This window comes from Helicobacter fennelliae (assembly GCF_900451005.1).
GTDB classification, from domain to species: Bacteria; Campylobacterota; Campylobacteria; order Campylobacterales; family Helicobacteraceae; genus Helicobacter_B; species Helicobacter_B fennelliae.
In genome coordinates, this window is sequence record NZ_UGIB01000001.1 from 418,511 (window position 1) to 435,420 (window position 16,910).

Sequence of the window (16,910 nt, forward strand, 5' to 3'; positions counted from 1 at the left end):
AATTAGATTCTATGGATTGCCACGCAGTTTTGCAACTGCTCGCAATGACAAGCCTGCTCGGTCATTGCGAGGACGACAGGACGAAGCAATCTAGTCAAAATGGATTGCCACAGCCCTAAAGGGCTTTGCAATGACAACAAAAATGGTATAGAATCTAGATTCTATACAAACACAAGAGAGCGTAAAAAAGTTTTCTATTTTTAGCTTATTTTTGTAGTTTTGCAAGTTTGGCGTAAGATAAAACCAAGTGAGTCGCTACTTTTCGTGCGTCGCCAAAATAACACAAGATAAGCCAAACGAAGCAATCTGCAAAAAGAAAAGATTTAAATTCTAAATCCAAAATCTAAAAAAAAACGAGGTGAATAATGAGTAAACAAATCTTAGTTCCATTAGCAGATGGTTTTGAAGAGATCGAATTTACAAGCATAGTTGATGTGCTTAGGCGCGCAGGGCTAGAGGTGCTTATAGGCGGGCTCAATGGAGCGCGATTATACAAAGGCGCGCATGGTATTGAGATTGCTGCGCCAAAAGCAGTAGATGAAATAGCGGTGGATTCTTTGGAGGGCATTGTCTTAGCGGGCGGATTCCAAGGTATGCTTAATCTCAAAAATAGCCCAAAAATCCTGCAAATAATCCAAACACTCCACGCCTCAAAAAAACTTGTAAGCGCAATTTGCGCTTCACCTATCGTGCTAAATGAAGCGGATGTTTTAAGCGGGGCATTTACTTGCTATCCGGGGTGCGAAAAGGAGTTCAAAAACTTCGATAACCAAACAACCCAAAGACTCAATCAAGCAGTCGTAATTTCCAAAAACATCATCACTTCAGCTGGTCCAGGCACGGCTATTTTGTTTGGACTAGAGATTGTCAAATATCTTTTGGGAGAATCCACCTACAAACAACTCTATGATGAGCTTTTGGTCTCGCTTGCGATATAGCAAGAGGGAGTTAATTTAAGCTATGGTTGCATAATGCCTCCTCACACACAGCCCACAGACAAAGCTTATGAGTCAAGCCAAACGCTTAGCACGCGCCAAAAAGTAATGCCCTCCACACTCAAAGAAGCCAAAAAATGCATTTGGGCGCAGCGGTGGCGCACTTTTAAATCCAACAAACGCGCGTATTATTCACTGATCCTTTTTAGCTTGATTTGCGTTGTGTGCTTGAGTGCAAATATTATCGCAAACCACAAGCCATTTTTGATTTATCATAATCATCACTTTTATTTTCCTTTGTTTAAAGTCTATCCTGAGACTGCTTTTGGCGGAGATTTTGAGAGTGAGCCAGATTATAATGATCCTTATATCAAGCAACTTCTCAAAGATGACATCGTGATTAGGGCGTTGATTCCATATAGTTATGAAACGATTATTATGGATTTGCAAGAGCCCTCGCCAACCCCGCCAGATTCTAAGCATTGGCTAGGCACGGACGATCAAGCGCGCGATGTGCTAGCAAGGCTTATTTATGGGCTACGGACTTCGATTGTTTTTGGGCTGATTTTGAGTGTGTGTAGTATGGTGATTGGGGTAGGCTTTGGGGCTTTGCAGGGGTATTATGGCGGGGCTATTGATCTGCTTGGGCAACGAGGCATTGAGATCTATTCAAGCATTCCGATTTTGTTTTTATTGATTATTCTCTCAAGCTTTATTACGCCAAATTTTTGGTGGATTTTATGTATCGTGCTTTGTTTTAGTTGGATTGGGCTTGTAGGAATCGTGCGCGCAGAGTTTTTGAAAGCAAGAAATATGGACTATGTCAAAGCAACCAAAGTGCTTGGCTTTGGATCGTTTTATATTATTTTTAGACATCTTTTGCCAAATGCAATGGTCGCTACAATCACTTATATGCCATTTCTTATGGTAAGCTCGATTACGACTTTGATCACTTTGGATTTTTTGGGGTTTGGCATGCCTGTGGGAAGTGCGAGTCTTGGTGAGCTACTTGAGCAAGCCAAAAACAACCTCAATGCGCCTCATTTGGCACTTTGTGGATTTGTCAGCATAGCAGTTTTGCTTTCTTGTCTTGTATTTATCGGAGAGGGCATACGCGATAGCTTTGACCCGCACGCCCATGCTTAAGATTCGCAATCTTTATGCGCGATTTGAGGATTTTTGCTTGCAAGATATTTGCCTTGATGTGCCAATAATCCAGAATCTAGCAAAACCCACTCAAAGCCCTAATCAAAGCTCCGCACAAACTTCCACGCAGAATCTAGCGCAAAGCTCCGATCAAAGCCCTGCGCAGAATCTAGCCCAAAAAATAGCAATAGTCGGAGAATCTGGAAGCGGGAAAAGCATTTTAGCCAAGCTTATTTTGGGGCTTGTAAAGCCTAGTCAAATCAGCGGTGAGATTGAGTTTTGCGGCAAATCACTACTCCATAATCCGCAAATCCGCAAAATTAGAGGGCAAGACATCGCCTACATTCCGCAATCACCCCTCTCCGCGCTCAACCCGCTCCACACGATAGAAAAGCAGATTCTTGAGATGTTTGAGCTACATCATTCGCGCCATAGCCAACTTAGCGCAAAGCAAAAGGTGAATTTGCTTGATGAGACGTTGCATAAAGTTGGATTAGCACTTGAGATAAAAACGCGATTGCCACACACTCTAAGTGGTGGGCAGGCACAGCGCGTGATGATTGCGATGATGAGTATTTTAAAGCCTAAGATTCTGATTTGCGATGAGCCGACAACAGCACTTGATGCAAATATCCAAAAGCAGATTCTCAATCTTTTATCTTCATTTACAGATACAAGTGTTGTGCTTATTAGCCATGATTTAGAGATTGTCAAGGCATTTGCGCAGCACATCATCGTGATGAAAGAAGGACAAATCATCGAAGAAGGCACAAAAGCTAGAATCTACACTTCGCCCAAAGCCCCTTACACAAAGCTTTTGCTTGATTCATTGCGACTTCCTAGAATCCAAACCACCCCGCAGTCAAAAGAATTGCTAAGTCTTACTGATTTTGGAGTGTTTTATACAAAGCGGAAGTTTTTTAAGTCTAGCCAAATAAAAGCCCTAGAGCATGTAACCTTAAGCCTAAAGCAAGGCGAGAGCTTTGGGATCATCGGAGAATCTGGAAGTGGCAAATCAAGCCTTGCGCTTGGGATTTTGGGATTAGAGCAAACTTTTGGGCAGTGTAGATTTGAATCGCTTGCTCTTCCATCGATGAAGCGGGATTTGCGCTTTAGGGACAATGTGCAGATTGTGTTTCAAGATCCATTTTTTGCGCTTAATCCGAGGTTTTGTGTGTATGAGATTATTTATGAGGCTTTATGCCCGCAATCATCGCGATCATCGCATATATCATCACAATCATCACCCATACCATCGCGCGCACACCAAGCCCAAGCCCTTAGCACCATTAAGCGTTTGCTTCAAAATGTCAAGCTTGATGAAGGGTTTTTGTATCGCTATCCACACACTCTAAGTGGCGGGCAAGCACAGCGCGTAGCGATCGCAAGAGCACTTGCCAAAAACCCGCAAATCCTTATCCTTGATGAGCCGACAAGTGCGCTTGACAAAACGACTCAAAAGGTGATTTTGGAGCTTTTGCTAGAGCTTCAAAAATCCTATGCGCTAAGCTATATGTGTATCAGCCACGATCTTGCCGTCATCGAGGCGATGTGTCATAATGTCATCGTGCTTAAAAATGGTAAAGCCATTGAGAGTGGAGCGACAAAAGAAGTGTTTGAGAATCCAAAGAGTAAATACACAAAAAGTTTGCTTGATGCTCGCGTTGTAGATTCTACTTTGCAGAGAATCTAAATTCTAGCTTTTTGGTAAATTTTGCGGATTGCGTCGGCTCCCTCATTGCGACGCACGAAAAGTAGCGACTCATTCGTTCGCCTTGCAAAGTTGCAAATCTCCTTTAGATTCCAAATCCTCTCTTTTTTGCATATTTCAGGGAGTTTGAAATTTTTAGCCTGCGATGAATACTTAATGTTACACTTTTTTATATTTTTTGCTTGCCTAAAAATTTCTACACAACCCTAAAATCTGTCTAAAAATAGAGGATTTTGTAATGCGCCGCCATTGCATCGGGTGGAATCAAAATCTAGAATGTCTTAATGCGTCATTGTGTTCGCATAAAATCTAGATTCTACGGCATTTTTATCGTCATTGCGAGCGAGTAAAACGAGCGTGGCAATCCAAAATCTAGTGTATTTGGATTTTTTGGATTCTTCGCTTAGAATGACGACAAAATAAACATAATTTGTGAATATCAAACCCCAGAATCTATTTTTAGATTCTGTGCTCTTCGGGCTAACTGCCCTAAGACAGATTTGAGGTTGTTAAGATTTAGAAAGTATATTTAAGTTCTGCGCGGGTTTTGGTGAGGTTTATATCACCTGCCATGACCGCTGCAAACACATTGATTTCAAGGTTTTTTGTGAAGTTATATGCGATTGAAGGAGTGATTTCTACAAAGTCTATGTTTTTAAATCGTTGCGAGTGATTCAAAAGCCCACCATTACTATTGTATGAGATCGCTCCGGCTTTTGTGCTATCGCTTGCAGAAGAGAGGATTGGCAAGTTATTATTTCCGCCGACATAAGTTGTATCAAGCGCGATTTTGATGTTGTTTTTGAATTTATAGGCGAGGTTGAGATAGGCTAGCATAATGTCTGTGCCGTTTTTTGAGCCAGAGCCAAGTATGCCAAACCCTTCATAAGTGGCAGTAAAGTATTCATTCCATGCTTTTCCTGACGCATCGATTCCGCCTTTGGTATCAAAGATCACCCCATAGCCATCGCCAAAGCTTCCCAAATACCCGATTTTGCTTGTAAATCCGCCGACTTTATAGCTCAAATTGACATTATAGATTCCGCGAAATTTCGCATAATCATCGGCATTGCTCCAGCCTAAAGGAAGCTTGGTGTTTGTGTTACTTGTAGAGTAGCCGACTTGGAGATTGTTTGGATCAGAGTTTATCCCTGTGGCGACAACTTGTGCTTTGAGTGCCAAACCACTTTTGCCAAATTTATACCCACCCTCAAGAAGTGCCATATAATCGACAAATTCATACGCATTTGCCAATGTCGCATTGAAGCTAAATCCACCAAAATCTAGATCTTTGCCTTCTTTGTTTTTGCCTGTTTTGATTGTAAGGACTGCGAGGTTATTACCGATACCCACAGCGCGCCCACTATTTGGCACTTCAGAACTACTTGGAAGCCTCCTGCGCAACGCATATGAGGTTTTATCCGGAATCCAGCTGTCATAATACCCTAGCTCATAGGCTATTTTCCCGCTCTGAAATGCCACAAATCCGCCCGTCCCTAAGTCTAGATTTTTGTCATTGAGCGCGGATTTGAGATTGAGTCTTCCAAGCTTTATTGCAAGCTTTGAGTCATTGCCAAATTCAATATCTTTATTTGCGCTAAATACGCTTATCCCAAATCTATCCGAATAATTGCCATTATCGACATAGCCACGTGAGCCTTGTATAGAGCCATGTGTTGCGTATCTGCTATCTGGTGTTGATGAACCTTGAGAGAAAAATATCCCACCTGTTATGCTGTAACCATTGACTTTTCCTGTGGTTACATCAAGCTTGAGGCGGTATTGTTGGCTATAACCTTTTGCGTCTGTGCCAAAATTTCCAAAATAGCGCGCAAACCCAAATCCTTCAAGCTTTGTGCCACTGACGATTTTTTGGGCTAGGCTCTCTTGTTTGGGCGGTTGGGCTTGTGTCGCTATGCTGTCTTTGCTTGCTTCTTGTGCCTTTACTTCTTGTGATTCTTGTGCGCTTTGAGGCTGAGCTTGTGGATTTTGCAGCTCAGATTCTAAGTTTTGCGCTTGTGCAATCGCAAGACTTGCAAGACTTGCGATACCTAATGTCTGTATTACTTTTTTCATTATTATCTCCTTGTGATAGATGTAGTGGAATTGTAAAAACGCGTCGTAAAAACTACAAACATCTTAAGTAAAGTCCATGTAAAATTTATATGAAGTGCTTGTGTGCTTATATTAGGCTAAAGATTTGTGCTCTTTTGCACCCTTAGAAAGAAGCAATCCAGTCAAAAATGGATTGCCACAGCCCTAAAGGGCTTCGCAATGACGACAAAAACAATAGAATCCAGATTCTATGCAAACACAAAGGGGTGTAAGGGGTGTAAAGAAATCCTCTATTTTTAGACAGATTTTAGGGTTGTGTAGAAATTTTTAGTCAAGCAAAAAATATAAAAAAGTGTAACATAAGCGTTCATTGTAGGTTTGCAGGCTAAAAATTTCAAACTCCCTGAAATATGACTTCTCAAGCAAAGCCCAATGAACGCATAGCAAAAAAGAGAGGATTTAGCTCTCATGGAAATTAGAATCCAGATTCTACAAATATATCTAGAATATGCTATAATCCTAGCTTTTTAATTTAATCCCAAACAAAAAGGCAAAAAATGAAAAATAATGAATATACAATTTGCTTTACTTGCGATGATAATTATATAAAATATTGCGCTGTGGCAATGAGTAGTATAATCTCTGCAATAGTAAATCAAAAAAATCAAGCAAATAATGCTTCAAATAGCCATATTATCGAGGGGGGGGGGGCAATATAACCTTAAAAATTTAGCAATAGATTCTGCTGATTCTATTTTAGATTCTGCGTCTAAACCCAAATCAGATTCTCATTTTTCACAAAATCTAGTAAATAAAATAGATTTAGATTCCACATTAAATTCCGCTTCCAAAGATTCTATCTTTCAAGATTCCGCCTCAAATCTTAATCTAACCCAAAATCCAAACACTCCAAACCAAAATAACTCTACATTAAATCACACTCCTATCGCATTTCATCTTATCACTGATACACTAAAGCCAAGCACGATTGCTAAACTTCGCAAACTAGAATCTAAACTTAATGCACTCTACCCCGCAAGTATCACACTACATCATCTAAGCCAAGATGAGTTCAAAGATTTACGCTCTTGGGGAGAAGCAGGGCAGAATTGGTGTGCGTATTTTCGCCTAAAGCTTGGTGATATTTTAGCTCCCTCGCTAAAAACCTGCCTTTATCTTGATGTTGATACATTTGTTTTACAAGATATTCGTCCATTGTTTGAGATGGATTTGGAGGGCAAAAGTATCGCTATGGTGCGTGATGTTACAAATATCACATCAATAGTCAAAGACAATGTTGTCAAATCCACTGATTATTGCAACTCTGGCATGTTGTTTATCGATCTTGACAAATGGCGCACAAAAGATATGAGCCAAATTCGCGGATTTAAATACAATGAGGCTCCCGATCAAGACTTTATCAACTATATCTTTAAAAATGAAAAAAAGATTCTGGCATTTCAATGGAATTTCTTATGGTTTGATGAGAGGAGATTACGATTTGATTCTGATAAACAAATCATCAAAAATGGCTTCAATGGAGCCTTTGATGTAATACCTTGTGTGTATAGTTTAGAAGAATTCCGCCAAGCACTCCAATCTCCTGTAATAGTGCATTTTATATGTGGTTACAAACCATGGGAGAAAATTGACTGGAATCCAAATGGCAAACCAGAATTTGTAAAGCACCCTTATGATAAAGCTTGGTGGCAAATAGCAAAATCTACACCTTTCTTTGCAGAGATAAAGAGATCTTACACAAAGCGATCATTTAAAGTTAGCACTCTTGCATATCTCAAATATTACGCACCATTTGTGTTTTATACCCTTCGTGCGATAAAGCGCGCATTGAAGGGGGTGAAGGTATTGCCAGCGCACAAAACACATCAAGAGTGCCAAGCGTATAAAACACGCGAGACGCAAAATCAAACACAAAATCAAGCCCAACAACATAACGCGACACACAAAGGAGGCATAATGCAAACCCCCTTACACTCACAAATTTTTAATCTGCGCTACATTAATCGCAATAGTGACAACGCGTTTTTGTCGTTTATGCGTAAAAATTACAAAAAATTTATCACAGATTCTCCCTCGCGTATGCTTAAGGTATGGAGGCTTGCCTATCTTGCGCCATTGCTTGTGTTTCGCAAATGTATTGTGATATTTTCGCTTCGCAAAAATGCGTGGCTACAATGTGCGTTTTTGACTAAGGATTATAAGGATTCTAGGCTGTGTTTTGTGTATTGTTTTATGCAAAAAGTCGCGCGCAAGATTTTGCTTACAAATTTTATCGTGCTATTTTTGCGCCCGTATTTTCGGTTTCGCGTGTGGCGTGGCAAGGTGGATATTCCGTATTTTGAGCTTGTGCTTACTACGCGCTGCACGATGCGCTGTGAATCGTGCAATAACCTTATGCAATATTTTGACTCTAATAATGCCTACACTTGCACGCTTGAAGGCATAAGAGGGGCATTAGAAAAGCTATTTGCAAATGTGGATTCTATCTCGTATGTGCGGATTATCGGCGGTGAGCCACTTTTGTTTAAAGACATCGCAAAAGTCGTAGAGATACTAGACTTCGAGCCAAAGGTAAAAAACTTTGACATCGTAACCAATGGCACGATAATCCCAAAGCAAGATCTGCTTATCGCACTGAGTCGATCATATAAAAGCTGGGTGAGTATCAGCGACTATTCCACCTCGCCAAATCTCAAAATCAAGCTTTATCAAGAAAAAATCACGCATTTGCTTCAAGAATACCGCATCGCCTATCATCTGATATGGCAGCAAGAGGGCGCGACTTGGTGGGATCCGGGCAAAATCTACAAAAGAGGACGCGACAAAGAGGAGATCATCAAAAATTTCAAATCCTGCCTTATGCCCTGCGTAAGCGTGATGAGCAATGAAGCAATAGCTACTCATACAGAGGCAGAATCTAGCGCAAAATCTACAACACAGGCTGGCTTTGTGGCAGAATCTAAAATAGATTCCATAGATTCCATAGATTCTGTGGAGTCTGTGGATTTTGCGGAATCTATGGATTCTAGGATTAATCCTTTAGATTCTAAGCGCGATTCTGTGGAATCTTTAGATTCTAGGATTGACCATTTAGATTCTGGGTGCGATCCTGCGGTGAGTCTGTGGCAAGGGAAAGACACGCAAAAATCTTGCGGGCAGATATTTATATGTCCGATTGCTAGCTCACTCTCAAGGCTCAAAGGGTTAGCGGCATTTGAGGGGGATTTTGTGGAGTTAGATTCTACTTTGAGTAGGGAGAAAATCTTGCGCTTTTATGCGCAGGAATTTTTCGAGGCGTGCGATTATTGCCACAATATGTGGGAGCAAAAACGTCCGATAAAAATAGCAATCCAAACAGATAAAGTGCTAAGCTTGACAGAATAAAATAACTCGATTTATTGTTTAGCATTTTTGTGTAGCAATCCGCTTTTAGAATCCCATTTACAATCTTAATTGCAACGCTCGCAATATTAATAGATCCTTAAGCGCACAAAGGCTTTACTCTCCAAACACCCGCTTATAGATAGAATCCACGCTCTTTGTGTAGTAGCTAAACTCAAAGCACTCTTTGATTGCCTCTTCTCCAATAAGCTCCACAAGTTTAGAATCTGCAAGTAAGTATTGCAGATATAAGCTCTCACCCTTTTCATTCAAAGCACTTTTGCCCTCTTGCAAATCCTGCCATACCTTCATCGCATTAGTCTGCACGATTTTATAGGCTTCCTCGCGCGAGATTCCCTTTTTTGGAAGTTCTAGCAAGATTCTTTGTGAAAAGACTAGCCCACCTGTAAGATTGAGATTTTTTAGCATATTTTTTGGATACACGACAAGCTTTTCAATGAGGCTTTTTAAGCGCGCAAGCATAAAATCTGTAGTGATAAAGCTATCAGGCAAGATAAAGCGCTCCACGCTTGAGTGGCTAATATCACGCTCATGCCAAAGCGCTACATTTTCCATTGCTGGTAGCACAAAGCTTCGTATCATACGACAAAGCCCTGTGATATTTTCGCTTAGCACGGGGTTTCGCTTATGAGGCATTGCGGAGCTTCCCTTTTGCCCTACTTCAAAGAATTCCTCTGCCTCATACACTTCAGTGCGTTGCAAATGCCGAATCTCTACTGCGATTTTCTCACATGAGCTAGCCAAAAGCGCTAAGTCTGCTATCACGCGCGCATATCTATCACGTTGAATGACTTGATTACTCACAGGGGCAGGTTTTAGCCCTAGATTTTCGCATACAAGCTCTTCTAGCTCTATTGGTGTGTGCGCAAGATTTCCCATTGCGCCGCTAAGCTGTCCTACGCTAATGCCTTCAAGGCTAGATTCTAGCGCGCGTAAATGCCTCCCTAGCTCATCGAACCAAATTGCTAACACAAGCCCAAAGGTAATTGGCTCGCCATGAATCCCATGACTTCGTCCTACCATAAGCGTGTATTTATGCTCCATTGCGCGCTGTTTTATCACCTCGCGCAAATCCCGCATATCGCGCAAAATAATCTGCATAGAATCGCGAATCTGCAAGGCTACCGCGGTATCAATGCAATCACTCGAAGTAATCCCATAATGCACCCAGCGCGATTCCTCGCCCAAAGATTCTGCCACGCTTGTAGTAAAGGCGATTACATCATGCTTGGTAACTTTTTCGATTTCATCTATGCGTGCGATGTCAAACTTGGCGTTTTTACAGATTTTCTCGCAATCGCTATCAGGGATTAGCCCTAGCTTATTCCAGCCTTTTACTAGCGCGATTTCTACCTTTAGCCACGCGCTATATTTTGCCTCCATGCTCCATAATGCCTTCATCTCCTCTCGTGCATAGCGCTCTACCATTGTTGCTCCTTACTTAAGATTCTATGCTCCTTTTTTGTCATTATCGCTCTTGTCATTTTTGTTCCTCAAAGATTTTTATTTTTGTGATTTTACTTTCTTTTTGGTTTGGTGAAGGTTAAGCGGGGTAAATTTGTGTATAATTACTTTGTAATTATTATTACAGATTCTAAAGGGGCAGAAATGACAAGCTTAATTAAAATTGGCAACTCTCAAGGTATCCGCATACCAAAGGCGCTCATCGAGCAAGCGCATTTGCAAGATGCACTCATTGAGCTAAAAGTGCTTGATAATGGCTTGCTCCTGCAGCCACAAAAAGCCGCAAGGCAGGGCTGGAATGAAGCAAACGTGCAAAAGCTTGCCAAAAAACACGCCAAAGAGGAGCGGGCTTTGAATGAAGAATTTGAAGGTATTAGCAAGGATTGGGAGTTTTGAGACTACAACGTTTTGAGATTTATTGGGTAGATCTTAATCCCACAAAAGGCTATGAGATAGCCAAAAAGTGCCCTTGCGTTATCATTAGCCCAAATGAGCTTCATTTTTTGCAAACAAGGCTCATTGCGCCCATTACCTCAAAGGGCTTTGATGCGCCTTTTAGGGTTGATTTCACGCTGGAGGGGCAAAAAGCTCGTATCCTTTGCGATCAGATCCGCTGCATTAGCACTGAGCACTTTCTCTCAAAAATCACCACACTTGAAGACACAAAGCAAGAGGAGCTTTTGGCGATATTAGCGCAGATGTTTATGAGGTAGCAGAGGTAGCAAGGGGGCTTTGCACTACTTCTTTATAGGCTTTCATTTTCTTTTCGTTCCACAAAACGACATTTTTAATCACTTCTTTTGTGAGTTTCACATAAAATTCCGCATTGAGATAAGCATTTTATAGCGCAAAATCATCTTATTGAGTGCGTTTGCGATGTTGTTTTTGGCATCTTGGCAGAATCCTTGAATGTCATTGCTTGGCAAATGCAAGGCTGAAAGCATAAGATTCTGGCAAATATGCGCCATACTTCCCTCAAACAAAATCCCCACATAAGGCGATTTAGCTGATTTTTTCGCGCAGATGTCAAACACGCAATCCACCCACACAAAAAGCTCTTTTTTGGTTGTGATTGGCGTTTGGAGCAGGTTTTGTAATTGCGCTTTGTATTGCAGAATCTCGCTTAGATAAAAATCATCGCGAATATCTGTAAAAATAAGCTTTTTGTCTTCTGTGAAATAGCTTTTGATTTGCTTTATGTATTTTGATTTTTTATTTTTTTTGAGCTCAAATTCACTCGGCTTTGTCGGGCGCGCATGCTCGATGTAGATTCCATCGCTTAGGTTGAGCGCGACTTTTGGCTTGAGGGTTTGTATGGCTTGAGAGATCATTTGCGCAGAGAGCAAAAAAATCGAATCACTATACACTTCAGAATCAAAATTTCCGCGCACTCGTATCGCATTTTGCGGAATAGCAACTTCTTCTTTGCCATACATTGAATTGCTTGCGTGCTTTGTTTTGCCTTTGATATATCCGCAGTCAAGCCCGCACATAATGATTTCACTTGAGAGCTGGCAAGCAAGCCCAAAGCCCGCATTACCCACAAATGGAGCGCAAAATTCCATCACATAGGGGCTTTTGAATATATAGCCACTCGCGCTTCCTCCGCGCATAAAGAGGTATTTTTCTTTTGAAAGGGCAAGCGCGTCTGGATTGACCATATTGCCACAAAGCAGAGGTGTTTTGTGTAGGATTGGCTCTAGATACTCTTTGAGATACTCAATACGCTCAATCTCTATCTGAAAATCAGGCTCAATGCCATAGTTTTTGAGCGGTTTTATCGCCGTTCCACAGCTAAAAATAATCATTTTGTCTTGGTTTTGCTTGATAAATTCTAGGCTTGCATCTAGGCTCGCGCCATTGCCGACAACGCAAATTGGCATATCGATTTTTTTGGGGTTTGCTAGAAAGTAGTTTTTTTTCTTTTTTTGTGGTAGGTTTTTGAGCGTGTTTTCAATGCCGATAAGCTCATCTTCAAAGCTTCCCCACCCACGAGAATTACTCGCGTATTCTTCATTGATAACTTGCAAGGCAGAATCTATTTTAGGGCTATCATAAAGCTTTAGTTCTAGGCGCAAAAAATTATTTGTGATTTTTTGTCTTGCAAAAAAATTGCGGATAAAAAAGCGATTGATAAGATCTTTGACAAAGAGATAGCACGCGCCTTGTGAGACATTTTCAAATAATTTAGGATAATCCACAAAATAGCAACTCACCCGAAACATATCGAGATTTTCTTCAAAAATCAGCAATGAGTGAAAAAATACCCCACGCTCGCGGATAAATTCCAAAAACATTCCACCCAAAAGCCCAAAAAGAGTCGTGCAAGGCAAAAAATCTTTGCTTAAAAAATATTCTTTTATACCATTGTGCTGAAACAAAAGATCAATAAAACTATTACAGGCTTCACCGGTTATTGGGAGCTTTTGCTCGTCTGTTTTGTCGAGGTAGATTCCATTAGAGTGGATTGTGTATTTTGGATTTTTGAGCGGAGAGAGGCTGAGTTCTTCATTGACTTCAAGCATTGTTGATTTGCCATTATTTAGCGGATAGACAAGCTCGTTATTGGTGAGATTTATGATGTTTATGCCTTGGGTATTGATGATGAGGTTGTATTCTTTTGATTCGTTTTTGAGTGCGTCAAAAAGCTCGGGAGAGGTTTTGTGAAAAAACTCCATATTGATAATAAATCGCTTGGAGATTTCTTTGTTAATCGCCTCTGTATCGTGACTTTTGAGTAATTCAAGTAGCATTGCTAATCCTTGGCTTTTATCGGGAATTTTAGGTGAGATTATATTGTAATTTTGTTGTGTATTGATTGAATTTTGTGATGAGAGAATTTAAATTCTATGCAAACACAAGCAAGCATTAAGAAATCCTCTATTTTTAAGTAGATTTTGGGGTTGTGTAGAAATTTTTAGGCAAGCAAAAATACAAAAAAGTGTAACATTAAGCGTTCATTGTAGGTTTGCAGGCTAAAAATTTCAAACTCCCTGAAATGTGGCTTCTCAAGTAAAGCCCAATGAACGCATAGCAAAAAAGAGAGGATTTAGCTCTCATGAAAATTAGAATCTAGATTCCAGAGTTGAATTTAAGCAAAATGCAGAATCTAAATTTAAGATTGTCGTTCAAGATTCTCGACTCTATTGCCATATTGCTTAAAAATATCTTGTGTGATTTTGTAACTACAAAATTTCGGTCCGCACATCGAGCAAAATTCCGCTTCTTTAAACACTTCTTGTGGCAATGCCTCATCATGATATTCGCGCGCTCTTTCAGGATCAAGGGCTAGCTCAAATTGCCTATTCCAATCAAAGCTATATCGCGCATCACTCATCGCATCATCTCGCTCTCGCGCTTTGATTCTACCGCGCGCTATATCTGCGGCGTGTGCAGCGATTTTGTAGGCTAAAATCCCCTCGCGCACATCTTTTGCATTTGGCAAGCCTAAATGCTCCTTTGGGGTTACATAGCATAGCATCGCCACGCCTTTCCATGCTGCCACACACGCCCCAATCGCACTTGCGATATGATCATATCCAGCAGCAATATCCGTAACCAATGGACCCAACACATAAAAAGGTGCTTGATTGCAATATTCTTTTTGGAGTTTGACATTGCGCTCGATTTGATTAAGCGGAATATGTCCCGGACCCTCAATCATCACTTGCACATCAGCATTATAAGCCCTTTTTGCAAGCTCACCTAGAATCTGCAATTCACTAAATTGCGCCTCATCGCTTGCATCAGCCAAGCAACCCGGACGCAAAGAATCCCCAAGTGAGAGTGAGACATCATATTTTTGACAAATCTTTAAGATCTCATCAAAGGCTTCATAGAATGGATTTTCTTTGTGATAATGAAGCATCCAGCTTGCCATAAGGCTTCCGCCCCGAGAGACGATACCCATTTTGCGCTTTGAGACAGCGGGCAAATGGCGGAGCAAAAACCCGCAGTGAATGGTGAAGTAACTCACGCCTTGTTCTGCTTGCTTGCGTAGCACCCCAAGCATCGTGTCAATATCAAGCTTTAAAATATCATTATTCACATCATGCAGAATCTGATACATAGGCACAGTGCCAATAGGCACGCTTGATTCTTGAATGATTGCTGTGCGGATTTTGTCTAGATCGCCACCTGTGGATAAATCCATAACCGTATCAGCACCATATTTGATAGAAGTTTTGAGCTTTTGCACTTCCTCATCGATAGAATGGATAATTTGGCTTGATCCGATATTAGAATTTATCTTTGTGCGCAAAGCGACGCCAATACCCATTGGCTGTAAATTTTTGTGGTTGATATTTGCAGGGATAATCAATCTTCCTTTGGCAACTTCATCGCACACCACTTGCGCGGAGATATTTTCGATATTGGCGATGTATTGCATTTCTTCAGTGATTATGGATTTTTTAGCATAATAAAGTTGTGTTTTTATAGTGTCATTTTCTCGTTTTTGTATCCATTGTGTTCTCATAGTTTGACTCACTTATATAAAGGTAAAGCCAAATTATAACAATAAATCAAAAGAAATCTTATGAAAAAATCTAACTAAAATTATGAATAAAAATATCAAATAATAATTTTTATCATTTAGAAAATAGTCTTATAATTTTTCATATTTCAAAAATAAGGAGACAACATGAGTAAAAAACTAACAACAGCAACAGGCACGCCCATTGGCGACAACCAAAACTCACTCACAGCGGGCAAAAGGGGACCCACACTTTTGCAAGACACATGGCTACTTGAGAAGCTCGCACATTTTGACAGAGAGCGCATACCTGAGCGCGTCGTGCATGCAAAAGGCAGTGCGGCGTATGGAGAGCTCACCATCACTAATGACATTACGCAATATTCAAAAGCTGATATTTTTAGCCAAATAGGCAAAAAGACAAAGGCGTTTTTGCGCTTCTCCACCGTGGCAGGCGAGCGGGGCGCAGCAGATGCGGAGCGCGATGTGCGAGGCTTTGCGCTCAAATTCTACACAAATGAGGGAAATTGGGATATTGTCGGCAACAACACGCCTGTGTTTTTCATTAAAGACGCGGTGAAATTCCCGGATTTTATCCACACACAAAAGCGCGATCCAAAGACAAATATGCGAAGCGCAACTGCGGCGTGGGATTTTTGGAGCTTACACCCAGAATCTTTGCACCAAGTAACAATCCTTATGAGTGATCGCGGGATTCCGCGCAGTTATCGAGAAATGCATGGCTTTGGTAGCCACACTTATAGCTTTATCAATGCCAAAAACGAGCGCTTTTGGGTGAAATTCCACTTCAAATGTATGCAAGGAATCCACAACCCCACTAATAAAGAAGCCGTGGCGATTATTGCAAACGATAGAGAAAGCCACCAAAAAGATTTATTTGAAAACATTGAGCGGGGCAACTTCCCCAAATGGCGATTCTGTGTGCAGGTGATGCCTGAAAAAGACGCGGAAAGCTACCGCTTTAATCCTTTTGACCTTACCAAGACTTGGAGCCATAAGGATTACCCGCTCATTGAGGTGGGGATTTTGGAGCTTAATAAGAATCCAGAGAATTACTTTGCCGAGGTTGAGCAAGCGGCATTTAACCCCGCAAATATCGTGCCGGGCATTGGATACAGCCCTGATAAAATGCTGCAAGGTAGGCTCTTTAGCTATGGCGACACGCAACGTTACCGACTAGGCATTAACCACACTCAACTGCCTGTGAATGCGCCCATCGCACCTGTGGCAAACACGCACCGCGATGGCTTTATGCAGATGGGCAGCTTTGGCGGCGCAAGGAACTACAACCCAAGCATGTATGATGATTACAGCGAGGATAAAAACGCAATCGAGCCGCCGCTCTTTATCAAAGAAGGCGAGGTAATGGATCATTACAATCACCGCGAGTATGAGGAGGATCATTTTAGCCAAGCAGGCGATTTGTATCGCCTATTGAACGCAGAGCAAAAAGAAGTGCTTTGCCAAAACATCAAAGAGGCGATGGAGGGCGTGCCCACAGAGATTAAAAAGCGCCAAATTGAGCATTTCAAAAAGGCAGATCCTGCCTATGGTAAGCGCATAGAAGAGCTTGTGCTTTGAGATAGTTTTATTATGTGCTTGCAATGCAAAATTGCAAGCACAAATCCTTAAGTCTCTTAAATTATTTTTCTTATTATTTTACTTTTATTATTTAGCGCAT

General features: G+C 41.1%; 13 protein-coding genes. 8 read left to right on the top strand and 5 right to left on the bottom strand.

Annotated elements, in window-relative coordinates; all coding sequences use genetic code 11:
- Positions 1–365 precede the first annotated feature (365 nt).
- The 3 genes from DY109_RS02090 to DY109_RS02100 all read left to right on the top strand — a co-directional run bounded on the left by DY109_RS02090 (position 366) and on the right by DY109_RS02100 (position 3,774).
- Positions 366–938, top strand: a complete 573-nt coding sequence (locus DY109_RS02090) for a DJ-1 family glyoxalase III (RefSeq protein ID WP_023948691.1) — start codon at positions 366–368, stop codon at positions 936–938.
- A 105-nt stretch (positions 939–1,043) separates the two neighbouring features.
- Positions 1,044–2,081 (top strand): ABC transporter permease, encoded by a 1,038-nt coding sequence (locus tag DY109_RS02095; RefSeq protein ID WP_051404649.1) that lies wholly within the window; start codon positions 1,044–1,046, stop codon positions 2,079–2,081.
- A gap of 37 nt (positions 2,082–2,118) precedes the next feature.
- Positions 2,119–3,774 (top strand): ATP-binding cassette domain-containing protein, encoded by a 1,656-nt coding sequence (locus DY109_RS02100; protein ID WP_181894613.1) that lies wholly within the window; start codon positions 2,119–2,121, stop codon positions 3,772–3,774.
- Positions 3,775–4,073: 299 nt separating this feature from the next.
- On the opposite strand, the gene DY109_RS11275 is transcribed toward DY109_RS02100, so the two are convergent.
- On the bottom strand, positions 4,074–4,235 hold the full coding sequence (locus DY109_RS11275; protein WP_023948683.1) for a hypothetical protein: 162 nt from the start codon (positions 4,233–4,235) through the stop codon (positions 4,074–4,076).
- A gap of 73 nt (positions 4,236–4,308) precedes the next feature.
- Positions 4,309–5,868: a hypothetical protein gene (locus DY109_RS02105; RefSeq protein WP_023948681.1), complete on the bottom strand. Its 1,560-nt coding sequence runs from the start codon at positions 5,866–5,868 to the stop codon at positions 4,309–4,311.
- A 536-nt stretch (positions 5,869–6,404) separates the two neighbouring features.
- Here DY109_RS02105 and DY109_RS11280 point away from each other — a divergent pair.
- Positions 6,405–6,566, top strand: coding sequence for a hypothetical protein (locus DY109_RS11280; protein ID WP_181461789.1), 162 nt, complete (start codon positions 6,405–6,407; stop codon positions 6,564–6,566).
- On the top strand, positions 6,523–9,252 hold the full coding sequence (locus DY109_RS02110; RefSeq protein WP_115737746.1) for a glycosyltransferase: 2,730 nt from the start codon (positions 6,523–6,525) through the stop codon (positions 9,250–9,252). The genes DY109_RS11280 and DY109_RS02110 overlap by 44 nt, the downstream gene beginning before the upstream one ends.
- Before the next feature lie 114 nt (positions 9,253–9,366).
- Here DY109_RS02110 and purB read toward each other — a convergent pair whose 3' ends face one another.
- Complete coding sequence (gene purB / locus DY109_RS02115) at positions 9,367–10,698, bottom strand: adenylosuccinate lyase (RefSeq protein ID WP_023947810.1); 1,332 nt, start codon at positions 10,696–10,698, stop codon at positions 9,367–9,369.
- Between the two features lie 180 nt (positions 10,699–10,878).
- Between purB and DY109_RS02120 the strand changes: the two genes are divergently transcribed.
- Both DY109_RS02120 and DY109_RS02125 read left to right on the top strand, forming a co-directional pair.
- Entirely contained in the window at positions 10,879–11,130 is a 252-nt protein-coding gene (locus DY109_RS02120; RefSeq protein ID WP_023947809.1) for an AbrB/MazE/SpoVT family DNA-binding domain-containing protein, read from the top strand.
- Entirely contained in the window at positions 11,127–11,447 is a 321-nt protein-coding gene (locus tag DY109_RS02125) for a type II toxin-antitoxin system PemK/MazF family toxin (protein WP_023947808.1), read from the top strand. The genes DY109_RS02120 and DY109_RS02125 overlap by 4 nt, the downstream gene beginning before the upstream one ends.
- Positions 11,448–11,543: 96 nt before the next feature.
- Here the strand turns inward: DY109_RS02125 and DY109_RS02130 are convergent, their stop codons facing one another.
- Entirely contained in the window at positions 11,544–13,487 is a 1,944-nt protein-coding gene (locus DY109_RS02130; RefSeq protein WP_115737747.1) for a motility associated factor glycosyltransferase family protein, read from the bottom strand.
- A gap of 362 nt (positions 13,488–13,849) precedes the next feature.
- Positions 13,850–15,211 (bottom strand): phosphomethylpyrimidine synthase ThiC, encoded by a 1,362-nt coding sequence (gene thiC, locus DY109_RS02135; protein WP_023947806.1) that lies wholly within the window; start codon positions 15,209–15,211, stop codon positions 13,850–13,852.
- 165 nt (positions 15,212–15,376) lie between these two features.
- Here thiC and DY109_RS02140 point away from each other — a divergent pair, with 165 nt between their 5' ends.
- A complete protein-coding gene (locus DY109_RS02140; protein WP_115737748.1) occupies positions 15,377–16,810 on the top strand; it encodes a catalase in 1,434 nt (477 codons plus the stop codon).
- Positions 16,811–16,910 lie beyond the last annotated feature (100 nt).